The sequence below is a fragment of the Microvirga sp. CF3062 genome (genome assembly GCF_036314045.1).
Taxonomy (GTDB): Bacteria; Pseudomonadota; Alphaproteobacteria; order Rhizobiales; family Beijerinckiaceae; genus Microvirga.
The window spans coordinates 526657-549569 of sequence record NZ_JAYGGN010000002.1 but is presented as its reverse complement, the minus strand read 5'-3'; the positions used below and the strand labels follow the sequence as shown (position 1 = coordinate 549569).

General features: G+C 59.7%; 14 protein-coding genes. 6 read left to right on the top strand and 8 right to left on the bottom strand.

Annotated features, from left to right (window positions below; translation table 11 throughout):
- The first annotated feature begins 386 nt into the window (after positions 1–386).
- The 6 genes from VB618_RS06135 to VB618_RS06110 all read left to right on the top strand — a co-directional run bounded on the left by VB618_RS06135 (position 387) and on the right by VB618_RS06110 (position 6745).
- Positions 387–1595, top strand: a complete 1209-nt coding sequence (locus VB618_RS06135; RefSeq protein WP_329795680.1) for an ABC transporter substrate-binding protein — start codon at positions 387–389, stop codon at positions 1593–1595.
- A gap of 108 nt (positions 1596–1703) precedes the next feature.
- A complete protein-coding gene (locus VB618_RS06130) occupies positions 1704–2462 on the top strand; it encodes an ABC transporter ATP-binding protein (protein WP_329795679.1) in 759 nt (252 codons plus the stop codon).
- Entirely contained in the window at positions 2455–3162 is a 708-nt protein-coding gene (locus VB618_RS06125; RefSeq protein WP_329795678.1) for an ABC transporter ATP-binding protein, read from the top strand. The genes VB618_RS06130 and VB618_RS06125 overlap by 8 nt, the downstream gene beginning before the upstream one ends.
- Before the next feature lie 6 nt (positions 3163–3168).
- Entirely contained in the window at positions 3169–4056 is an 888-nt protein-coding gene (locus tag VB618_RS06120; protein WP_329795677.1) for a branched-chain amino acid ABC transporter permease, read from the top strand.
- Between the two features lie 4 nt (positions 4057–4060).
- Positions 4061–5035 (top strand): branched-chain amino acid ABC transporter permease, encoded by a 975-nt coding sequence (locus tag VB618_RS06115; protein ID WP_329795676.1) that lies wholly within the window; start codon positions 4061–4063, stop codon positions 5033–5035.
- Positions 5036–5104: 69 nt separating this feature from the next.
- Positions 5105–6745 (top strand): GMC family oxidoreductase, encoded by a 1641-nt coding sequence (locus VB618_RS06110; protein ID WP_329795675.1) that lies wholly within the window; start codon positions 5105–5107, stop codon positions 6743–6745.
- 83 nt (positions 6746–6828) lie between these two features.
- Here VB618_RS06110 and VB618_RS06105 read toward each other — a convergent pair whose 3' ends face one another.
- The 8 genes from VB618_RS06105 to VB618_RS06070 all read right to left on the bottom strand — a co-directional run bounded on the left by VB618_RS06105 (position 6829) and on the right by VB618_RS06070 (position 22855).
- Positions 6829–7470: a response regulator transcription factor gene (locus tag VB618_RS06105; protein ID WP_329795674.1), complete on the bottom strand. Its 642-nt coding sequence runs from the start codon at positions 7468–7470 to the stop codon at positions 6829–6831.
- 721 nt (positions 7471–8191) lie between these two features.
- Positions 8192–8962 (bottom strand): response regulator transcription factor, encoded by a 771-nt coding sequence (locus VB618_RS06100; protein ID WP_329795673.1) that lies wholly within the window; start codon positions 8960–8962, stop codon positions 8192–8194.
- Between the two features lie 410 nt (positions 8963–9372).
- Positions 9373–10566, bottom strand: a complete 1194-nt coding sequence (locus VB618_RS06095; RefSeq protein ID WP_329795672.1) for a tetratricopeptide repeat protein — start codon at positions 10564–10566, stop codon at positions 9373–9375.
- Between the two features lie 216 nt (positions 10567–10782).
- The gene (locus VB618_RS06090; protein ID WP_329795671.1) at positions 10783–13635 is read right to left on the bottom strand and encodes a tetratricopeptide repeat protein; all 2853 of its coding nucleotides are present in this window, start codon (positions 13633–13635) and stop codon (positions 10783–10785) included.
- A 72-nt stretch (positions 13636–13707) separates the two neighbouring features.
- Positions 13708–16638 (bottom strand): SEL1-like repeat protein, encoded by a 2931-nt coding sequence (locus VB618_RS06085; RefSeq protein ID WP_329795670.1) that lies wholly within the window; start codon positions 16636–16638, stop codon positions 13708–13710.
- Entirely contained in the window at positions 16638–17735 is a 1098-nt protein-coding gene (locus tag VB618_RS06080) for an alginate lyase family protein (RefSeq protein WP_329795669.1), read from the bottom strand. The genes VB618_RS06085 and VB618_RS06080 overlap by 1 nt, the downstream gene beginning before the upstream one ends.
- Before the next feature lie 7 nt (positions 17736–17742).
- Entirely contained in the window at positions 17743–21483 is a 3741-nt protein-coding gene (locus VB618_RS06075) for a right-handed parallel beta-helix repeat-containing protein (RefSeq protein WP_329795668.1), read from the bottom strand.
- Positions 21461–22855 (bottom strand): mannose-1-phosphate guanylyltransferase/mannose-6-phosphate isomerase, encoded by a 1395-nt coding sequence (locus tag VB618_RS06070; RefSeq protein WP_329795707.1) that lies wholly within the window; start codon positions 22853–22855, stop codon positions 21461–21463. Before VB618_RS06070 ends, VB618_RS06075 begins: the two co-directional genes overlap by 23 nt.
- Positions 22856–22913 lie beyond the last annotated feature (58 nt).

The window sequence follows — 22913 nt, the reverse complement described above, 5'->3', positions numbered from 1 at the left end:
CGCGCCCGCCACATAGGCCCAGTCCACCAGAAGCGACGCGTCCTTCAGATCCAGAACACGACGGGCAGCAGGCTGGTGATGAACACTCATGGCAGAACTCCATCGAGTAAAGTGAGGACGAAAACTGAAAGGCATATATGGACCGCCCTCGGGCTTGTGAACCGCAGGAGATGCGGAGCCGGGTTGTCTGTGGAGCGGTCACGTTTCTGAGACCGTGGCTGAAATTAAGATAAAAATCAAAGACCTCTGCGACTTAAGGATGACCATTCTTCTCATTGATCGCGACCGAAGTGGCTGTACCTTTCTGACCATCGTCCGCACGCCTCAGCCTGCGGCTCCGGCAAGGGCAGGATCAATCTGCCTTGAGAATAAAGGGAAGGGACTCAATGCGCATCCTCAACAAGCTTCTGTTTGCCCTCAGCTGCACCGCCCTGGCCTCATCGGCCTATGCACAGCAGGCATCCGACGGCGTGGTCAAGATCGGCATCCTGAACGACCAATCCGGCGTCTATGCCGATTTCGGCGGCAAGTCCTCCGTGGAAGCTGCCCGCATGGCGATACAGGATTACGGCGGAAAGGTTCTCGGCGTACCGGTCGAGATCGTAAGCGCCGATCATCAGAACAAGCCTGACGTGGCCGCCAGCATCGCCCGCCAGTGGTACGACACGGACAAGGTCGATGCCATCATGGAGCTGACGACCTCCTCGGTAGCTCTGGCCGTTCAGGGCCTGTCCAAAGACAAGAAGAAGATCACCATGACGACCGGTGCGGCTACGACCGACCTCACCGGCAAGCAGTGCTCTCCTTATGGCTTCCACTGGGCCTATGACACCCACGCGCTTGCGGTCGGCACCGGCGGCGCGCTGGTGGAGAACGGTGGCAACAAGTGGTTCTTCCTCACCGCCGACTACGCCTTCGGCTATTCCCTCGAGGATCAGACTTCGAAATACGTGAAGTCGAAGGGCGGCCAGGTGGTCGGCGCCGTCCGCCATCCGCTGGCTGCCAGCGATTATTCGTCCTTCCTGCTCCAGGCACAGAGCTCCGGCGCGAATGTCGTCGGCATGGCCAATGCGGGCCTCGATACCGCCAACGCCATCAAGCAGGCGGCCGAATTCGGCATCACCCAGGGCGGCACGCGTCTCGCGGCGCTTCTCTTCACGCTGGCCGAGGTGAAGGGTCTGGGCCTGAAGGCCGCGCAGGGCCTGACCCTCACGGAGGGCTGGTACTGGGATCAGAGCGACGAGAACCGCGCCTTCGCCAAGAAGTTCATGGACAAGACCGGCCGCATGCCGAACATGATCCATATGGGCACCTACTCGGCCGTGACGCAGTATCTCAAGGCGATCGAGAAGGCCGGCACGGATGCGACCGAACCGGTCGCCAAGCTCCTGCACGAGATGCCTGTTCAGGACGTCTTCGCCAAGAACGGCAAGGTGCTGCCGAACGGCCGCATGGTGTACGACATGTATCTCTTCCAGGTGAAGAAGCCGGAAGAAAGCAAGAGCGAGTGGGACATGTACAAGCAGCTCGCCAAGATCCCTGGCGATAGCGCCTACATGAAGGTTGCCGACAGTGGCTGCCAGGTCACGCAGTAAGCGTCTTGAACGAGGTGGGGCAGCATGCAACGCTGCCCCACCTCTATTGTTGTCTGGCGTTGGCTGGTACAAACCATCGCCCTATCCAGAAAGTATCGGCCGAACCCTATGGTCAGTACGCAACCCATCCTCAATGCCACCGGGCTCACCATGGAGTTTCGTGGCTTCCTGGCCGTGAAGGACGTAACGCTGTCCGTCAATGAGGGCACGATTCATGCTCTCATTGGTCCCAATGGCGCGGGCAAGACGACAGTTTTCAACCTTCTCACCAAGTTTCTCACGCCCACCCGCGGGCAAATCACGTTCAAAGGCGCCGACATCACCCGGCTGAAGGCGGCCGAGGTCGCCCGCTTGGGTCTTGTGCGCTCGTTCCAGATTTCGGCGGTGTTTCCCCATCTGACCGTGCTCGACAATGTGCGCGTGGCGCTGCAGCGCCCATCGGGTCTCGCAACGCAGTTCTGGCGCTCGTCCAGCGCCCTCTCGGCGCTCGATGAACGGGCCATGGAGCTGATCGATGCGGTCAATCTCTCGTCCTACAGGGATCTGACGGCATCCGAGCTGTCCTACGGCCGCAAGAGGGCGCTCGAGATCGCCACGACGCTCGCGCTCGACCCGGCCATGCTGCTGCTCGACGAGCCCATGGCCGGCATGGGCCACGAGGATATCGGCCGCATTTCCGAGCTGATCCGGCGCATTGCCCGCAACCGCACCGTGCTCATGGTGGAGCACAACCTGAACGTCGTCGCCGATCTCTGCGACCGCGTCACCGTTCTGGCCCGCGGCGAGATCCTCTCCGATGGGTCCTACGACAAAGTCAGCCAGGATCCGCGAGTGCGTGAAGCCTATATGGGAACTGAGCATGAGTAGCGCTCCTCTCCTCGAAGTCCGCGGGCTCAATGCCTGGTACGGCGAAAGCCATGTCCTGCACGGGGTCGATCTCGACATCCGCGAGGGTGAGACCGTCACGCTGCTCGGCCGCAACGGTGCCGGCAAGACCACGACCCTGCGCGCGATCATGGGCATCCTGCGCCGTCGCGAAGGTGTCATCCGACTGCGCGGCAAGGATCTCCTGAGCCTGCCCCTGCACAAGGTCGCACAGGCCGGCATCGGCTACGTGCCCGAGGAACGCGGCATCTTCGCGAGCCTCAGCGTTTCCGAGAACCTGATTCTCCCGCCGACGGTGTCGGACAGTGGGATGAGCGTGGAGGAGATCTACACGCTCTTCCCCAACCTCTATGAACGGCGTTCGAGCCAAGGCACGAAGCTCTCGGGCGGCGAGCAGCAGATGCTTGCCATCGCCCGCGTCCTGCGCACTGGAGCGAAGATCATCCTCCTCGACGAGCCGACGGAGGGTTTGGCTCCCGTGATCGTCCAGCGCATCGGCGACGTGCTGGTGGCGCTCAAGGAGCGCGGCATGACGATCCTCCTGGTCGAGCAGAATTTCCGCTTCGCCAAGAAGGTGGCGGACCGCTTCTACCTCATGGAGGATGGGCGTATGGTGAACTCGTTCCCAGGGCACGAGCTCGATGCGCGCATGAACGAACTTCACGAAGTTCTTGGGGTGTAGAGTATCATGAATACGATTTTCGGCATTCCCACCCCGGCGCTTTACGGCCAAGTCCTGATCGGCCTGATCAACGGTTCCTTCTATGCCATGCTGAGCCTCGGCCTGGCGGTGATCTTTGGCCTGCTGCGGGTCATCAACTTCGCCCATGGTGCTCAGTACATGCTGGGCGCTTTCGCGGCCTACCTGCTCTTGAACTATGCCGGGGTGAACTACTGGCTTGCCCTCGTCCTGGCGCCCCTGGTCGTCGGCGTGATCGCTGTCGTCATCGAGCGCACCATGCTGAGCCGGCTCTATGGAGTGGACCATCTGTATGGCCTTCTCCTGACCTTCGGCCTCGCACTCATTCTCGAAGGCGCTTTCCGCTACTGGTTCGGGGCTGCCGGCCAGCCCTATGCTGCACCCTCTCAGCTGTCAGGGGGCGTCAATCTGGGCTTCATGTTCCTGCCGATCTACCGCGGCTGGGTGGTCATCGCCTCCCTGGTCATCTGCATCGGCACCTGGCTTCTCATCGAGAAGACCCGGCTTGGCGCCTATCTCCGTGCAGCGACCGAGAATGCCACGCTCGTTCAGGCCTTCGGCGTGAACGTGCCGCTGCTTCTGACCCTCACCTATGGCCTGGGAGCCGCACTGGCGGCCCTTGCGGGCGTGCTGGCGGCGCCAATCTATCAGGTGAGCCCGCTCATGGGCTCCAACCTCATCATCATCGTGTTTGCCGTGGTGGTGGTCGGCGGCATGGGCTCGATCCTGGGCGCCATCGTGACGGGCTACGTGCTCGGCGTTCTCGAAGGACTCACCAAGGTTTTCTATCCGGAAGCCTCGAGCATCGTTATTTTCGTGGTTATGGCCATCGTTCTGCTCGTCAGGCCGGCGGGTCTCTTCGGGCGGGAGGAGTAGTATCATGGCGGTCGGAACCGAATATCTTGCAGAGCAGCCGAAGCTGCGCACCCCCGCCATCGTGCTGGGCGCGATCGCCATCGCGGCTCTCCTGGCTGCTCCCTTCTTCTTCTATCCCGTGCTCCTGATGAGCATCCTCTGCTTCGCGCTTTTTGCCTGCGCGTTCAACCTGCTCATCGGCTATGTGGGCCTGCTCTCCTTCGGCCACGCCGCTTTCTTCGGCGGCGCCGCCTATTTCACCGCCCATGCCGCCAAGGTGTGGGGCTGGGAGCCCTTGGCTGCGATCCTCCTTGGTGTGGCGGGCGCTGCCGTCATGGGCCTCGTCATGGGCTTCCTGGCCATCCGGCGCCAGGGCATCTATTTCGCCATGATCACACTTGCCCTGTCGCAGATGTTCGCGTTCATCTGCCTGCAGGTGCCCTTCACCCATGGCGAGGACGGCATCCAGGGCGTACCTCGGGGATACCTGCTCGGCCTCATCGACCTGAACCAGCCGCTGGCTATGTATTATCTCACGCTGGCGATCTTCCTGTTCGGCTTCTTTGCCATCTGGCGCATCGTCCATTCGCCCTTCGGCAACATTCTCAAAGCCATCCGCGAGAACGAGCGGCGGGCGGTCTCGCTCGGCTACCGGGTCGACCGATACAAGCTCGGCGCCTTTGTCATGTCGGCAGCGCTGGCGGGCCTCGCCGGCAGCACGAAGGCGATCGTGTTCCAATTCGCGACCCTTACAGACGTGCAGTGGCAGATGTCGGGCGAGGTGATCCTCATGACCCTGCTCGGCGGCATCGGCACCCTGATCGGTCCGATCGTCGGCGCCAGCCTGGTGATCGCCCTGCAGAACTACCTCGCGGCCTCGGATTTCCCTGTCCTCGTGCTGATCGGCATCATCTTCGTGATCTGCGTGCTGCTGTTCCGCCGGGGAATTGTGGGTGAGATTCTGGAACTCATGAAGCGCAGATCGAAGGGCGCTGCGTAACTTAAGGGGCATCGGGAACCCTGCCGGCGCTCCTCGTCTTGAGCGTCGGCTCATTCATTGAGCTGGACCATGCCAGACAGCGAAACATTTGATTACGTAATTATCGGCGCCGGCTCGGCCGGCTGCGTTCTCGCCAACCGCCTGTCCAAAGACCCGCGCAACGCAGTCTGCCTTCTCGAAGCGGGCGGCAAAGACAACTGGATCTGGTTTCACATTCCGGTCGGCTATCTCTTCGCCATCGGCAATCCGCGCGCCGACTGGATGTTCAAGACCGAGGCGGAGGCGGGCCTGAACGGCCGCATCCTCAACTATCCGCGCGGCAAGGTCCTGGGCGGCTGCTCCGCCATCAATGCCATGATCTATATGCGCGGCCAGCGCGAAGATTACGACAATTGGCGCCAGATGGGCCTTGAGGGCTGGAGCTGGGACGATGTGCGGCCGATCTTCCGCCAGCATCTCGACCATTATCTCGGTGCGGGCGAGCATCACGGCGCGGGTGGAGAATGGCGCGTCGAAGAGCCTCGGATGCGGTGGCAGATCCTGGATGCCTTCATTGAGGCTGCCGTCGAAGCCGGCATTCCCCGGGTGAGCGATTTCAATACGGGCAGCAATGAGGGCATTTCCTACTTCCACGTCAATCAGAAGAACGGGCGCCGCTGGTCGGCCGCCCGCGGCTTCCTCAGGCCGGCCCTGTCACGCCCCAATATGAAGGTCGAAACGCACGCTCATGCCACACGCATTCTCTTCGAAGGCAAGCGCGCCATTGGCGTGGAGATCCTGCAGAACGGCAACCTTAGGCGGATCCTAGCCCGCAAGGAGGTCATTCTGTCTGCGGGTGCCATCGCGTCGCCGCAACTCCTGCAATTATCCGGCATCGGCAACGGCCCCCTCCTGCAGGAGCATGGGATCGACGTCGTCCACCACCTGCCCGGTGTCGGCGAGAACCTTCAGGATCACCTTCAGCTGCGGCCTATCTACAAGGTCAGCGGCGTCCGAACCCTCAATGAGGAATACCGCTCGCTGTTCAAGAAGGGCCAGATGGCGCTTGAATATGCACTTTTCCGCAAAGGACCGCTCACCATGGCGCCTTCGCAGCTGGGAGCTTTCGCCCGCTCCTCGGCGGACTACGCCACTCCGAACCTCCAGTTCCACATCCAGCCTCTCTCGCTCGATAAGTTCGGCGAGGATCCACACCCCTTCCCGGCTTTTACCGCAAGCGTGTGCAACCTACGGCCCACCAGCCGCGGGGCGGTCCGGATCCGCAGCGGCCAAACCGGAGAGGCACCATTTATTCGTCCGAATTACCTCTCGACGGAAGAAGACCAACGAGTGGCCGTGGATGCCCTGCGCCTCGTTCGGCAGATCATCGCAATGCCGGCGCTTCAGAGGTACCGTCCCGAGGAGTACAAGCCTGGGGCTCAACTCTCTACCGACGAGGAACTCCTAAAGGGTGCAAGGGACACCGGCACGACGATCTTTCACCCTGTGGGCACCGCCAAAATGGGCATCGACGGTGATCCGATGGCCGTGACCGATGCACGGCTGAGGGTTCGCGGCCTCGAGAGCCTTCGCGTCATCGATGCATCGATCATGCCAACGATCACGAGCGGCAATACCAATTCGCCTACGCTGATGATTGCCGACAAGGGAGCCGCGATGATTCTTGAGGATCAGGCGCCGACACGCGTCGAGGTCCTGCGCTCAGCCTAAGCTCTTCGAATCTTTCTTAGTTTTGCCAAAAAGGGAAAGGGAGCCATTGGCTCCCTTAACGACAGCTCCAGCAATCGACCCGATCAGCTGACGGTTGCCGCCCGGTTCGCAGACAGATGACTCGCTGCCCAGATCGCCGCCTGAGTTCGGTTCTTAGCCTGGATCTTACGCAGAATGGCCTTGACGTGAACTTTCACGGTGGCTTCCGTGATATCGTATTTACGCGCGATGATCTTGTTCGAGTCTCCATCCATCAGGCAGCGCAGGATGACTGTCTCTCGGCCGGACAGACCCTTCGCAGGAGGGCTCAGCTCTTGAGGCCCTTCAGGAGCTGACGCCTGCTTGCCCTGCTCGGGGCGGGCTTCCTGATCGCGCAGAAGATCGATAATAGCACCAGGGAAGATGACCTCTCCCAGTAGAACAAGATCCAGCGACTTGACGAGCACCTCATAGGAGATTGATTTCTTGAGGTAAGCATCCGCCCCTGAACGGAAGGCGGTGAGCACATGGGTTAGGTCATATTGCTCGACCAGCATGACCACTTTCGCATTCGGGTTCTGCTCTTTCAGCAGCTTCGTCTGACGGCAGAGTCCCTCGTGATCGCGGCTTGCATCCGTGATGAGGACAACCGTACCGCTGTCTGGCCCGCACTGGGAACTGACCTCGTCGAGGGTTCCCGCTGCAGCCGAAGGGGCATAGACGGTTTCCGACAGAATTCGTCTCAAGCCTTCTCGCAACAAGGCATTGGGCTCGACAAGAAATGTCCTGATCGGTCGGACAGCAGCGTGGTCTGCCGACGAGGGCTCAACCGAACGCGCCAGTTCCATATACCTGGAATATGCGACATCCTTGGCCGATGAGGCACCTGGATGAGGAAGACTATCAAGATCGTAGGTGTTCCGCATTGCAGATGCCTTTCTGGTCTTGATTCGGTGAGACGCAGAGTTAATATTCCCTTAAGTTATCTAGCTTATAATCTTATTAGAAGCAATCAATACCCATTCAAAACATTTTAACAATCGTTCATCAAAAGGTATGAATAAGATATAAAATAACGGACGCAGGGGAATGCGCGGTTCGACCTAGCTCTCCAGTGAAAAGAAACGTTGAACGTTATTTTGCTTCAATTCTGAAGAATTAAACGCCGCAATCCCTGATGATACTCCGAGGCTTTATTACAACAAGTAATGCCCTGAGTCGGGCGTCCTAGATCTACGCACATCAATTCAGGATAGGATCAAGTCTTCAGGTGGCGCGACGCTTCAGGTCGCAACATGCACCCCGACAATCGTGACCTTCGTCACGAGAATTTTGCTCGGGCAGGCTTTGAAGCCACTATGCTCTCCAAGAGAGGATAATCACCTCGAAAGTTTTGGATCATCCTCTGATGGAATATGCACCGACAGCAGCCGATGCAAAATCCATTACCACATCCAAGAACGCAGCTCAGCGCAGATTGTGCGCTGTCAGACTTTCACTCGAGTGGAGTGATGAAGCCTCGCCTCCGCCGGCAGAAAGATGATTGACTGCCCACATAGCCGCCTGCGTTCGATTGGCCACCCGAATCTTGCGAAGAATAGCTTTGATGTGCACTTTGACTGTTGCCTCAGCAACGTCGAGCTTGCGCGCAATCACCTTGTTCGGGGCTCCCTGCATGAGGCACTGAAGGATTTCAGCCTCCCTGCTCGAAAGCGTCCGTATGGGAGAATCCTGGCTCTCGAGAGTAAGAGGTACATGATTGGGAGGAACCGTAATCGCCGATGTCTCCTTCCAAGTATCCGTCTCGTACCGAGTGTCCGAAATTGCATTGAGGAATGCAGCGGATGGAAAAACCACCTCGCCCAGCATGACAAGATCGAGGTACTTGATCAGAGCCTCACATCCTGTCGTCGCAAGACAATAGCCATCCGCTCCCGAATGAAACGCCGATTTCATGTCATCGAGATTAAAGCTGTCGGAGAGAACGACAACTCGCGCTTGAGGATACTGCTCCTTGATGGAAACTATCCCATGCGCCAGCCTTGATGGATAGAGATTTGCATCGAGAATGACGAGAAGCGCCGAACCAGGCATGTCCTGGTTCAGAATGATCTCACCGCGCGTCATACCTTCTGAATGCAACTTAAAGCGCGTGCTTGAGAGAACGTGCTTCAAGCCTTCGCGGAGCATGGAATTCTTGCAACCCAAGACAGTGTTGACCGGCAACAGGTTTGACATGAAATGTGCCTTTTCCGCAGAGATTACCTCTAATTGTACAAAATTGCGCCTCTTCAACCATCCCTAATAAAGAGGTAAAGAGCTATGCTTAGGAGGTAGAAATAAAATACCAATCACAGAGACGCTCACATTAGATTGTTGCGCGCATTATCGCCAACAAATCTGTCGAGCAGGTACCGAAAATGAGGATGTTTCCTGCAGGAATATCTGCTCAATCAACCTGACTACTCGATTGATTACCTTCGGCAGCATTCGCTTCGAATCGGGTGATGTTCGATTCCTTTAGCTCCACTGGGCTCCGTCTAAAGGTATGCTTCCAAGCACCGATGAGCACAGAATCTGAAGAGTAGCCCAGCGTCACATCTCTTACCAAGAAGTGGCAACAGGCAATCATTTCCGCAAAATCCGGGTCACTTCACGGCAGCCTCGCTCGCTTGGCCCGGAGTTTTCGCAGGCTCCTCGACCGGGTTTGTAATGGCCGGCTCCATCATGGAACTCAGCGCGACGGCAGCGAGAGGATAGCCGCTCTCCTGAGCGCTTGTCATGAGCTCGACCGCTCTACCGAGATCGGCGGCGACGCCTAAACCCGATTTATACATGAGCCCAAGCCGATATTTCGCCTCCGGAACTCCCGCGTCTGCAGCCTGCTGCAGCAGAGCGGCTGCCTTCTCTGGCGAGGAATCGACTCCGATTCCTTCTGAGTAAGCATGGGCTAGGCCGATGAACGCTTCCGTGTTGCCAGCAGCGGCTGCCTTCTCCAGAGCCGTGACGATGTCAGAGACCAGATCCCCTGACGGTCGCAGAGCAAGCAGGCGCGAGAGGCTTTGCCCCGCAACAAGATTGCTCTTGTCTTGAGCGGCAAGGCTGTACCATTGTACAGCTCGCCGCTGATCCTCGACGTTGGTGCTGCTGGAGAGCGCATTCGCCAGATGGGCGGCAGCGCCATTATCGCCGCGCTCGGCAGCGACCCGGATCAGATGACTTGCGGCCTCTCGATCCTGGACACCGCGCGTCCCTCGCTCGAGATCGAGAGCAACCTGATAAACGGTGCTGGGTTTGATCTGGGCTGCGCGCTCAAAGAACCGAAGAGCGGACGGCATATCCTGCAAGCCTTCCGTGCCCAGCACGAGAGACCATCCGATCTCAAGGAGAGTGCTCCGCTGTCGCCCCTCGTTCACGCCATCAAGCCATTTTAGAGCAGTAGCCTCGTTACGCTCCAATCCGCGTCCCGTGCCATAGCCATAGGCTGCATGAGCCATAGCGCGCTCGTGCCCGACCCGCGCAGCCCACAGATACCATTCCGCGGCTTTCTTCGTGTCCGCCGGGACACCGTCGCCGCGGTCATACATATTGGCAATGGCGAGGACAGAGCTCGAAGCGCCTCGAAGGGCTTCAAACCGGAAGCGACGTTCCAGCTTTGCACGGTCGTCAGCTCCAAGAATGATCTGATTGCGAGCCATGATCTTGGCCATGAGACGGGTTGCCTCACGGTCTCCACGTGCAGACGCGATTTTGATGGCGTCGAGCCCGGTCACGAAATCCTGCGTATCCATTTCTACGGTCAGCGCCTTCTGTCCAAGCTTCAAAAGGCGCACGGTAGGCATCGCTCGGAGCTGCGCCTGGCTAGGTGGTGTGGCTGGCACGGCAGCCTGAGATGATCTTGGCTGCGCTCTGCTGCCTGAATTCGAGGCCGCCATCGCGGCTGGCGCAGGGATCACCACCAGAGAGCTCAGGAGCACAATTTGGATTGTTCTAAACATTTGTCTCTCCTAACCGCCATATAGAGACGGTTACACCGGCTCCACGTTCCGAATTACAGCTCACTTGCGGGTTGCCCCTTCGGCTGTCTTTAGCCACTCCTGCGCTGCAATGGGATCAATATCCGTTCCAAAACCGAGAGTCATGGCGAGGCTCAGTCCCTGCATGGCCTCTGCATCGCCGGCTTGTGCGGCGCGCTGCAGCCATTCCGTGCTGGAGCGCGCCGAGAGTTCGACGCCATAGCCGGAGGCATAAGCGCGTGAGAGCTCCTTCATAGCAGGGATATCACCTGACTCTGCCGCTCTGCGCAGCCAGGAGGCACCGACATCCGGTCGTGGGGCCATTCCCAGTCCAAGTTGCAGGCTGCGGCCATATTCGCGCATTGCAGGCACAAAGCCGCTCTCCGCGCTATTCTTCAGAATAACAATCGCTTCAGCTCCCTCGGCACCGGGGATAGCGGCTAGGCGGGACAGGTCAGCGGCCACGCTGCCGTCGCCGCTGCGCAGAGCCTTCGATAGCCATTCGACGGCCACTTGCATGTTCCGCTCACCGAATTGGCCCGATATATAGCCGCGTCCCAGATATCGCATCGCATCGACACGCCCGGCATCGGCAGCGAGCTTGATGTAGGTGATAGCCGCCTCTTTATCGGCCATTCCGCCGACGCCGTCGGCCATGGCTCGTCCGACAAGGAACAACGCTAACGGGTCCTTTGCACCATCCCGAACGTTGCTGAAGGCTTTCTCCATCCAGTGGCGCGCACGCTGATCATGCTGAGGGCCAGCTGCTTTGTGATAGGTTTGTGCGAGCTCGACCATATCCCGTGTTGCGCAGACCGGCAGCGCCTCGGCACGGGAAAGCCAACGCGCTGCGTCCGCCTCTTCCTTCGCCGCCGATGCAAGCGCAATGGCCGCGCGGGGGTTGCCTGCCTCTGCAGCCGCTCTCTTCCATTCCTGCGCTGTCCTTCCAGTCGATGACAGCAGTTCGTTCGGAGCCTCGGACAATATCAACATGGCCGCAGCATTTCCTGAACCTGCGGCCACCCGGAGAAGCCGCAGGCCGCGCAGCACATCTGCCTTATCGCCACGTTGAGCGATCAGAAGGCGTCCGAGCTCCAGCTGAGCGCCCGGCTCACCTTCCTGTGCGGCCTGCTCAAGAAGCGTCCTTACCGCGCTATCATCCCGTGTTCCCTCCTCACCGCTCAGGATTCTGCGTGCCATGAGGAGCAGTGCACGGGATCGCCCCTCGCCTGGTGCAAGCGCGGCATCGCGCCACCGATCGGCTGTCTGGGTATCCTGCTTTACACCCAGACCCGAACGATAAGCATGGGAGAGCAAAACCATGCTTTCCCGGTCGTCCCGCTCCGCGGCACGAAGAAGGGCTGCTGCGTTCTTCTGAGCCGACATCTGATCGGACGCCTTTCGGGAGGCGACGGCAAGAATGCTGCGCACGTGGCCCATCTCCGCTGCTCGGTCCAACCAAGCTTTTGCTTGAGAAGCATCGGGAGTGACGACCGTGCTGCAGGCATACAGCTCCGCGAGGACGCCCATGGCTTCAGGATGGTTGCGGGCTGCCGCCTCCTTAAGCAACCGCAATGGGTCTTCAGGGCGTCCCTCCTGCGTATGGTTCAGCAGAAGTTTGGCCATGTCGGTCAGAGCTCCCACATCCCCCCGATCCGCAGCCTGACGATAATAGGTCAGCGCTGCCTTGATGTCCGGTTGGCCATTCACGCCGATGGCATAGAGCCGTGCGAGGCCAACAAGGATGCTCGTGCTGTGGCCAGGCAGACGGCTCGCTTTTGCAAGGGCATCTGCAGCATTCGGCAGGTCTTGGGCAGCACCGAACTCCCCGCGGTAATGTCGCGCAAGAAGCTTGTAGGCCTCAGGATCGGCATTGAGGCCGGCACGCTCCAGCCATGTGACGGCCTTTGGGACATCCTTGGGCGCTTTATCTCCCAGCATGAGGCGCTCGCCCAGCAGAGTCATGGCACGGGGTCTTCCGCCTTCTGCAGCCCGCTCAAGGTGGTGGATGAATCGGTCCGGAGCGGCCTTGGCGCGCTCCTGCAGATAGATCTCGGCAAGGGCGAGATCGGCGTTGGTGTCGCCCTGTCGAGCGGCGGCCTCAAACCACTTTATGGCTTCCGGTACACCACCAGGGACAAGGCTCTCGTCACTGAGGATAAGCCCAATCCGATAGAGCGCGGAGCACCGCCCCCTGCTCAGCTCGCCGTAGAGGGTCTGCAGGGCAAGGTTGACGAGATCGTTGGTTGCCGCCTGAGGCGCCGAGCCAAGACGTCCGCTATGCTGCAGCAGAGCCAAGCCGATCAATCCGTCGACATGACCTGCTGTGGACGCGGCTCGAAGAAGGCGCTCCGCCTCCGCCGCATTGGCGCCACCGACCCGCCCCTGGACATGAAGATCGGCCAGCAGAACAGATGCGTCCATGTTCAACATGGATGAGGCAGTCGCAAGGTGTGCCGCAGCCCGTTCAGGATCGACAGGTCCTGCGATCGGATCGAGAAGCAGTTTGCCAAGGCGGAAGTGAGCCCGCCCCCGTCCTGCCCAGGCCCTGCCGGTCAAGTCCTCAAGCAGGCGTTTCGCCGCGGCAGGGTCGCGTGTGAGAGTAGAACTTCCCTCGGCATACCCGATGGCCGCATCGTACATTTCCTCAGGATCGAGGACGGGCTGAGACTTGTCCCACTTGCTCCAGTCGCGTGTCAGGAACGGCTTGGGAGCCGGCGAGCAGATCTTGCTGAAATCCGAGGTAGGCGCCATCGACTGAGGTGGCAGGACTTGCGCATCAGCGAAACCGCCGAGGAGCATGAAAATGGCGAATGCTGTCCCGGCAAAAATCGCGAGAGATTGCATCATGCCGCTTCTTACTTTTCTGGTGGTGGAGCGGTGGAGAATCGTCATTGTCGCGTTCCGTTCTGCCTGAACCTGTCCCGAAGCCAGCTGCCTCACGCCCGTCGTCACGTCGTCACCCTCTTACCCCGGCTCTGCTGCAGAAGCGGCCAGCTTCTGAAGCGTCTTGGAGGCTTGCGAATGCCCGGCCTGTGCGGCCTTCTCAAGCCACTCACGAGCGGCTGTCTTGTCCTGCTCGGACGCTCCCTGCTGATGACGCATCGCGAGGCGGTACATGGCAGGGGCATGGCCGCTCTGCGCCGCTTGCCTGAGCCAACGCTCTGCCTCGCGCGCATTGGGTTTGGGCCCGACGTCATAAAAGCGGTGGAGCTCGAACATCGCATCCGGTGAGCCGAGAGCAGCAGCGCGTTCCAGCCACATCTTCGCAAGATTAGGATCGGCCAGGGTCCCGAAGCCCTTCATCAGCGCACGCGCCACTTCGATCATTGCCGGCTGCGAGCCCGCCTCCGCCGCGCGAAGGTAGGAGGCGAAAGCTCCCTCCGCATCGACCGTTGCCGCGAGACCGGAGAGTTTAGCGCTGCCAAGTTGAACTTTGGCCTCGATCATTCCGGCTTCACCCGCCCGGGAAAACCAATGATCCGACTTTTGGCTGTCGCGATCCACTCCCGCGCCATAGAGGTATGCGGTTCCAAGGCGAACCTGTCCGTCCGGATCTCCTTGGCGGGCTGCCTGGGCATAGAATTCAGCAGCAAGGCGCCGGTCCAAAGCGACGCCCTCACCCCGGGCATAAGCATCGCCCACCGCAATCTGGATCTTCGTATCGCCTGGTTCCTCGCTGTAGATCTCGCGATAGAGTGCAAACGCCCGAGCAGGATCCCGCTGCAGCCCCTCGCCATTGCGATAGGCCTTGGCGAGGATGAAGCGCGCTCCGTCATGTCCAAGCTGAATGGCACGGCGGAACAGAGCTTCCGCCCGCGAAGGATCACGCTGTATGCCAGCTCCCTGCAGAAGCGCGGACGCCAGCAGCGTCATCGCTTCCGCATTGTTCTTCCGAACCAATGCTTCGAGTGCAGAAGAGCCGTGCTCGATGGACCCTGCATCAGGCAGCCGCAGATACATCGATGCAATCTGGCCGGCCTGATCGTCATCCTTCGCCATGGATTTCTCCGCGAAGGCGAGCCACCGGCGCGCGGCGCTCTGCTGCTCTGCCGTTGCCTGTCCGGAGAGATAGAGCTCCGCCAGACTCAATGCTGCTTCAGCACTGCCGCTATCTGCGGACCTCTTGAGGGTCATCTCGGCGAGCGTGCGCTCACCACGGACGAGATAGAGCTTCGCCAGGGCAATGGGAGCGCGAGCATCACCGGCCCGGATTGCTTTCTCGAGCGCATCGCGAGCCAGGTTGAAATGTCCCGGTCCGCCGGCGCGTGAGTAGAGAGAGCTCAAATCGACCATGGCTGCACCGCTGCCCGCCGCCGCTGCGCGGCTGAACCATGTTGCGGCGAGCGCCTGATCCTGCGGCACGCCCCTGCCCTCATTGAACATCTTGCCGAGGCGGATCATGCCGATCGCGCTGTTGGCTTCTGCGGCTTTGCGGTACCACTCCAAGGCTCGCGGCGCCTCCAGCCCTGCGGAGCGGCCGGCGTAAACGTCACCAAGACGAATATACGCGACGGGAGATCCGCTCTCAGCTGCTCTGCGGTACCAGCCCATGGCTGATTCTTGTGACTCCGGAACCCCATGGCCACGCAGCAATGCGTCTCCCATGGCAACGGATGCCTTCACGTGACCGCGCTCCGCCGCAATCTTGAGTCGATCGACTGCCGATTGGAGCACTCCTCCCATTGCTACATCCTGATGGTTCAACGCGGTACGGGCGAACTCATAATATGCCATCGTGTTGTCGCTGATTGAGGCTCGGTCGAAGAGCTTCAACGCAAGCGGAACATCGCGTTCGATCAGAACACCATCACGCACGTGACGTCCAAGCGCCAAGAGTGCCGTCACATCGTCATCAACCCGCTGCAGCGCCTCATGCAGGAGACCCTTGGCAGCTGCACGCCCTTCATCGCCATACTGGCTTCGGATTTCCGCTGCCAGAACCAGCGCCCGCGGCGCTTTCGTCTCGATGGCTCGGTTGAGCCACAGTTCCGCAATACTGCTCTGAACGCCGAGAGCAGCGCCATTGTAGGGATCCTCTGCAAGGATCATGGCAGCCTCAACAGAGCCGCGCTCGGCAGCCCTCTCAAAAGCATTTCGGGCCTCCTGCGGCTGGCGCAGAGGCGACTTCGGATCGAGACGCAGACGGCCCAATCGCAAGGCAGCCTCCGCATCACCAAGTTTGACAGCTCGCTGATACCATTCGATCGCAACGCTCAAGCGCTCTGGTCCATCACCCGTTGCCCGGTAGTGATCAGCCAATGCTCTCGCAGCTTCGGCCGATCCTTGTCTTGCCTCTTGGAAGAGCAGCCGCAATCCTTGCGTTGCGAACACGTTTGCCTTAGCGGGATCCGTCTCCAAGCGAGCAAGCGCAAGGCCCGAGGGACCGTGTTCTGAACGCAGAGCAATCTGGTACAGATTCTTCGCCGCTTCGAGATCGCGCTTTCCCCCAATGCCTGCTTCCATCAGACCTGCCAGAAGGAAGGCGGCCTCATGGTTCTGCATCGCTGCGGCCCGGCGCAGAAAGTCCATTGCCTTGTGGATCGAAGGCTGATCCTTATCGCGCGATAGCATCAGCTTGGCCCGGCGCACCGCGGCAGAGGGCCAATGGGTTCCCGGCACTGCAAGTGCTTGGTCGTACAAGCGTTCTGCCTCGTCGAGGCGCCGGGCCTTGAGGGGATTGGTTTCGCTGACCGGGCTTCCGTCCTGGAGCAGCTGTGCCTGCTCGACGAGGGCGGCGGGATCCGCCCGCTGTTTCAACTCATCCAGCTTCGCCGTTGCAGCGCGGTAGCGAGCTCTAATATCGGCACCCACTGAATCCTGCGCCTGAACTGCCGGACACAACAGCAGGGCGAGGAGTGCGACAGTGCTGGCGAGGAACGGTTTGATTCTAACCATCAGCGTCCCCAAAAGCATGTAGCATTGCCGCCGATGAACTCATCGATAAGCGGCCGATCCGAGCGGAAGCTACGAACATACATTGCCTTCAGTCTTTTCGTCGCAAGGCCTGCCCGTTCCCGCGATACGAGGGGCTCGGTCCAAGCCATGTAATGCCGTCCCTGGCTGCGCTTGGTCATGAAACCAAGATCCTGTCGGCGGGGATCCATTTCTCCGCCGGGGATGTAGTTCTCGGACGCGTAGGCCATGACGACACTGGGCTCCGCTATGCCGTTGAGAAGGTAGGACACGATGCGGTCGAAATTCACCTCTCCCGCCCGGAGCTCGTAGAGATCGGTGCCGCGCGTGGCGGCCACCTCCGCCATCACGGTCAGACTCGCCAGGGATTGGCGCATGTACCAGAGAGCCCGAGCGCCTCGCCTGGTCTCCAGTGCAAGGCTCCCATCAGGGCGCGCCTCCGCCAGGATTGCGCGATAGCGGTCAATCCCTTTTGCGTAGAGAGCCTCATCCTTGACGGTAGATCCCCATGTCATCAGCAGACTGTCAGCAAGGTATCGGTGGTTGTTGCGGTCGACGACGCCATCGAAAACTCGATCCGTTCTACGGACCAGAAGATCGATCCATTCGACGAGCACCCGCCTCTGCCCTTCGTCCAGCCCGCGCTTCAGGACGGAATAGGCTACGACGGTGGGCAGAAGGACACGCTTCAAGGCGTAATAGGCGTCGTGATCGATCTCTGTGTTTTCAAATGCCTTTGTCTTAGCCCAGGCCAGCAGAAGATCGCGCAGGGAGGCCTCCGAAGCTGCATCACCCGCGAGCGCACGCCCGGTGAGCACCATGACGGCCCAAGCGTAATCATTGCCAGCCCCATCCGTCCCATAGCCTTCGGTCGCCTTGAGGCTGTCGATGGGCCTGAGGCTGTTCCAGGCGGGGTCACGTGGTATGGCAAGGCAAGCCGCGCGCACACTGGTAAGAGCCGGTTGTGCCAGTGCGGCCCTGCGGAGTTCCACGTCAAAGAGACCTTGCCCTTTGGTCTGAGCGTAGGACGACCCGATCGTCAGGATGTTCATCAGAAGAACAATGAGGACCTGTTTCATGCTGCCTCTATGTGCCCTGAGGCGTGCTGGAGAAGGCCCGATGCTGGACACTTCCGTTGACATCGGTACAGTCGGATCCTCCCTGAGCGCTGAAGGCCTGCAGTTCACTGCCTCCCTCGAAGAAGCCTTGGTCCCGCAGGCGGCACGATGCAACGGGCTTCGCCGGACGGCATGTGCTTGCGACGACGACATCCGATTGGGAAGTAAGGCGCAGGATCTGACCTTCCAACCCGCGGATATCGCCTCCGAGGAGACGACGGGATTGTTTCACGAAACTGTTGGAGGACATCGCCAAGCTCGACACGCCCTGGGTGTTGATGCCAACTCCATTGGCCGAGAAGCGATTGTTCCTGAGAGAGAGGCTGGTCAGCGGAAGATATCTGGAAAGATCGATACTTTGGCCTTCCCCGCCTTTCTGCGCTACGATGTTGGCGATATAGGCGCTGACACCGGAATTGGCGTTGGCTTCAATGCGGTTAGAATAAGCTCCCACATCAAAACTGTTGCGCACCTTCAAACCGTCCCTTCTGTTGCTCGCAAGATAGTTATTGGTCAGAACGTTGCAGGAGCTCTCGAAAACGGTCACCCCATCCTGTGCATTCTGGAAGGAGCTGTTGGCATGAATGACATTGTTCGTGCTGTTTCGGTCAAGAACGATCCCTGACCCGGCGTTGTCGAATGACATGTTTCCGACGATCAACCCATCACTGACCTCGCGCGAGATGATGATCCCGTGGCGCTGCTTTGTGCCATAGACCGTGTTGAGGGCAATAATGGCCTCTCTCGTGCGGTCATGAAGATCCAGAGCATAGACGACGCTGTCGCGGAACTCGTTGCCGACGACTTGGATGCGGTCCGCCTCGTAGGAGTGGAGGCCGAAGTGAAGGTTGTGAAATAGGTTGTCAACGACGGCGCCTGTGGGACGTTCCTGGTCTCGCAGTTCCGCCACACGCTCTGGTCCTGACGAATAGCTCAACCCGAAGGACTTAGCGTTGTCATAGCCGAGAGCCACGAGAGTGGACGAAGCTACGTTCATGCGCCCATCTCCCCAGGTGAGGAGGAACGGTCGGAACTCGGTGGATCTGTCAGCGGCGGCCCAGAGGGGCTGCCCTGATGTCTCATCGTATCCGACGACCTTGGCATCGACGATATGGACATTGCCCGCATTGACGATGAAGGCGCCGGCGCTCGCGCTGAGCCGATAGACCGGGCTGTCAAAGCGGGACAGAATGAGCGTAGCTCCGGGGGCGACGAAGATGGGCGCACGCACCGTCACAGCGTCAGCACTATATTCGATGAGATCCCGTGCGTCGGTGCCCTGTAGCTGGCGAGCAACCATTCCTAATGTCGCGACACCGCTTTGAACCACGATAATCCTCGGCGAGGACAGGCCCTGATGCCGGATTGCTCGCTCCAGACGTGTGGTTCCGCCTTCATCATCCTCGAAGAATTTTGCGATATAGGGGTTGTGGTTTGCAAAGGTACTCCCGACCACTGCACCAATCGGCCATGGCGTGCGAGCCCTGACGTCTGCAGCCGTTACGAAGCTACGAGGGAGCTGTCCTACCGCGCTCATGGACTTTTCGGCCTCTCCAGTGATGAGCGCAAGACCTCTTCGGGTCTGGATCTCCTGGGTAGTTTCTTCAGGCTCTTCGGCAACGGATGCGACCGTCTCAACGTCATTGGATCCGCCGATGCCGGGCTCTTCCGCTGAAGGTGTCCTGAGACGATCAGCCTGCGCTTCGGTGAGGCGCCGGAAGGCCGCCTGCCGAAGCCGTTCATCCTGAATGGACCGGATCAGATCGGCGGCATGGATACTACCCTCAGAGAGAGTGGCGAGTTCAAGCGTAAGCTCCGCCTTATTCTCGTCACCGCCCACTTTCCTGATGCCGCGCAACAGAAGAGCATCGGGAATTTCACCCCGTCTCCTCTTCCCGACCAGATCTCTTGCGTCAGCTGCAATGATCAACTGTTCGGCGCGTGTGCGGATGCCATGGTCACCGATGCGTCTGACGAGATCACTCGCCCGAGCTTTGTCCGCTTCCGCTGCCAGAATCCTGATGATCTCCAGGAATGCCTTATCCCGCGCTCCAGCTTCCAGGCCTTCGGCAGTCTTGACGGCATCGTTCAGCGCGCGAGCACTGACATCGCTTTTGTTCTGCTGCCTCGCCTGACGCGCGACTTCCGAGAGAGCTGAAAGACGGTATTCTGTATCCTGGATGCTTCCAGCCAGTGACATTGCCTTGTCGAGATCGCCGGAACGGGAGTGATTGCTAGCAGCGGACGCGAGAACACGTCCCACATCCGCCGTCCCGACGAGTTCGGGAATGACCTGCATGGCAGCGGGTGTATCTCCAGCCTTCGCCTTCGCCTGTGCAATACCGCTCAGCGCATGCGAGCGATGATCATTATCAACGAGGCGCGGCAGCAAGGCCTCCGCATCTAGCACTCGGCCGCGATCCGCCAGCGTTCTCACCAGTTCACCGAGGGCAGATGCTCCCTCTGCGTCAGAGCCGACTCGTCCGGCATAACGCAGCGCTTCGTCAAGGCGCCCGGATCGTGTGAGTGCTCGGACGACGTCGGGAAGAACGGCGCGTTGCAGGGCCTCGTCATAAGCATCGACGTGCCGGGTGCCTGCGAACAGGAGCTGATCGGCCATGGCATCATAGCCGGATTGCTTCAGGTCTGCGCCAAGTTTCAGCTGCAAGGAGACCTTGCTGGGGCTATCCTGCATGGCGTTGAGTATTTCTGAGGCTTTGAGTGCAAGGCCTCGATCAATATAACTCCTGACAAGCGCACCGATTGCTTTGCCCTGGCTGCTCGGATTGACAAATCCTTGTGCCGCAACAAGGGCTACTCTATCCTCTTTCCTGGAAATTGCAGCCTCGACGAGGCTGGAGAGCAGGTCATCTCTTGCTGTGCTGTCCACAAGTGAGAGCGCCAGGAATGTGCTTCCGGGAAGATCACCTGCCTCCAGGCGCCTCTTAGCCTCTGCCATCAACTTTACATCCGTGACCTTCTCCCAAACACTGCCCTTGAGCTGAATGCGCGCCAGTTCATGCCGCGCATGAGCACGGTCACGAGATTGAGGAATTCGGGTGACTGCACGATCGGCCAGATCCATCCCCGGCGGCCCCAGCCCCGCTGCGACGCGGACCGCTGCCGCGTAGGCTCCCCCTCGCGTCCCTTGCTCATGGATCTGATCAGCCGCCTCTATCGCCAGGGAGGCATATCTCAGTGCCCGATCCTGAGCGCCTGCCTTGGCATAGGCATGGGCAAGATCCACGAAAGCGGCAGACTGGTAGGCCGACGATCTCTGTTCACTAGAAATCTGATGCAGCGATACACCGACCTCTATACGATCCGCGGCGGATGTAGCATTTGTGATATCGCCGAGGGAAGACTGCAGAAGGAAGGCGCTGAGAATGTCATGGTTCAACCCATCATCTGCAAGCCGCATGAGTTCGGCACGCGCTCCTTCGCGCAACTCCGCCGAACCTGCAATATCCTGGCCGGCAAATTTCTCAAGCAGCTTCACCCTTGCCCTTGCAACCTGATAGAAACCTGCCTTCTGCTTCAGGTTGACGCCGTTCTGCTCGGCGGAAAGAAAGGCCTGACGGGCTTCTTCCGCAAGGCGCGAGATCTCATTGCTGCCCTGTGCCATGGCGCTGGAGGTCAGCGCCATGGACACGAACAGGAAGGCGAAACGCAATCGACGTCGACCGTCAGATCGTGACGATGCGGTCATACTGATCCTCCAGACGCACGATGTCGTCTTCGCCGAGATACGTGCCGCACTGAACCTCGATCAGGTGAAGTTCGTCGTCACCAATATTTTCCAGCCTATGGACATCGCCTTTGGGAATGTAGACGGACTCGTTGGCCTTCATGACGAAGACCCTCTCACCGACCGTGACACGGGCAGTTCCAGATACGACCGTCCAGTGCTCGGAGCGATGATGGTGATATTGCAGCGACAGCCGCCCCGCCACATCGACAATGATGTGCTTTACCTGGAAGGCCTCGCCCACACGCAGGGACTCATAAGAGCCCCATGGACGCCGCACTCTCTTATGGATGTTGGCTTCCGGACGCTTTGCCGCTGCAAGCTCGGCTGCGAGCCGACCAACATTCTGAGCCTGATCCAAGGAGCTTACGAGAACAGCATCAGCGGTATCGATCACGACGACCTTCTCGACACCCATGACGGCAACAAGCCTGGAACTGCCGAGAACATAGCTATCACGAACATCCTGGAGGAGCGTGTCGCCACGAGAAACGTTTCCGTTGAGGTCCTTGCCGCCTACGTCCCACAGAGCCGACCATGAGCCAAGGTCACGCCACTCGGGCGCCACAGGAACGCAGACCAGCCGGTCGCTTCGCTCCATGACAGCGTAGTCAATCGAGATCACCGGAGCCGTATCGAAATCAGCGGCGAGACGGATCGTGTCGTTGCCGCGCTGGGCCGTCGAAAGAGCCCGACGGGCGCAGGCTAGGACGTCCGGCGCATACCGCTCGAGTTCCTCAAGAATAGTCCGTGCGGTGAACATGAAGATACCGCTGTTCCAGAGGTGTCGCCCGCCAACCACCAATGCCTCAGCCGCAACGCGATTCGGCTTCTCGACAAAGCCCGCGACCTTGAAGCTGGCCTCATCGAAAGCCTCACTGACCTCGATGTAGCCGAAGCCCGTCTCTGGATGGGTAGGGCGGATGCCGAAGAGAACAATCTGCCCCTGACGTGCTGCCATCGCGGCTTGCGATACAGCCTGCGTGAACACCTCAGTCTGCTCGATGACATGATCGCTCGGGGCGACAAGCATCAACCGATCCGGATCCTCTTCCGCGATCAGAGCCGCGGCTGCTGCTATGGCCGGCCCCGTACTGCGAACGCATGGCTCGACTAGGAGTCGGGCCGCCCCCGTGCTCAGCTGTCCGAATTCTCGCAAGGCGAGATCGCGATGATTGGTGTTTACGACAATAAGAGGTTCGGCATACTGCTCGGAACGGAAGCGCTGAACCGTCTGCTGAAACAGGCTCTCGCTACCAGAAAGAGCATGAAATTGCTTTGGCTCACTGGACCGCGAAATCGGCCATAGACGGGTGCCTGAGCCGCCGCACATGAGAACCGGAATAATATTGTCCATTGTTGATCTCCAGAAAATCCAAGTGATGTCCTCC

What these genes read in the sequence shown, in the direction of transcription:
- VB618_RS06135 (WP_329795680.1), top strand. Translation starts at nt 387, where the DNA reads ATGCGCATCCTCAACAAGCTTCTGTTTGCCCTCAGCTGCACCGCCCTG.
- VB618_RS06130 (WP_329795679.1), top strand. Translation starts at nt 1,704, where the DNA reads ATGGTCAGTACGCAACCCATCCTCAATGCCACCGGGCTCACCATGGAG.
- VB618_RS06125 (WP_329795678.1), top strand. Translation starts at nt 2,455, where the DNA reads ATGAGTAGCGCTCCTCTCCTCGAAGTCCGCGGGCTCAATGCCTGGTAC.
- VB618_RS06120 (WP_329795677.1), top strand. Translation starts at nt 3,169, where the DNA reads ATGAATACGATTTTCGGCATTCCCACCCCGGCGCTTTACGGCCAAGTC.
- VB618_RS06115 (WP_329795676.1), top strand. Translation starts at nt 4,061, where the DNA reads ATGGCGGTCGGAACCGAATATCTTGCAGAGCAGCCGAAGCTGCGCACC.
- VB618_RS06110 (WP_329795675.1), top strand. Translation starts at nt 5,105, where the DNA reads ATGCCAGACAGCGAAACATTTGATTACGTAATTATCGGCGCCGGCTCG.
- VB618_RS06100 (WP_329795673.1), bottom strand. Translation starts at nt 8,962, where the DNA reads ATGTCAAACCTGTTGCCGGTCAACACTGTCTTGGGTTGCAAGAATTCC.
- VB618_RS06095 (WP_329795672.1), bottom strand. Translation starts at nt 10,566, where the DNA reads ATGCCTACCGTGCGCCTTTTGAAGCTTGGACAGAAGGCGCTGACCGTA.
- VB618_RS06090 (WP_329795671.1), bottom strand. Translation starts at nt 13,635, where the DNA reads ATGACGATTCTCCACCGCTCCACCACCAGAAAAGTAAGAAGCGGCATG.
- VB618_RS06085 (WP_329795670.1), bottom strand. Translation starts at nt 16,638, where the DNA reads ATGGTTAGAATCAAACCGTTCCTCGCCAGCACTGTCGCACTCCTCGCC.
- VB618_RS06080 (WP_329795669.1), bottom strand. Translation starts at nt 17,735, where the DNA reads ATGAAACAGGTCCTCATTGTTCTTCTGATGAACATCCTGACGATCGGG.
- VB618_RS06075 (WP_329795668.1), bottom strand. Translation starts at nt 21,483, where the DNA reads ATGACCGCATCGTCACGATCTGACGGTCGACGTCGATTGCGTTTCGCC.
- VB618_RS06070 (WP_329795707.1), bottom strand. Translation starts at nt 22,855, where the DNA reads ATGTGCGGCGGCTCAGGCACCCGTCTATGGCCGATTTCGCGGTCCAGT.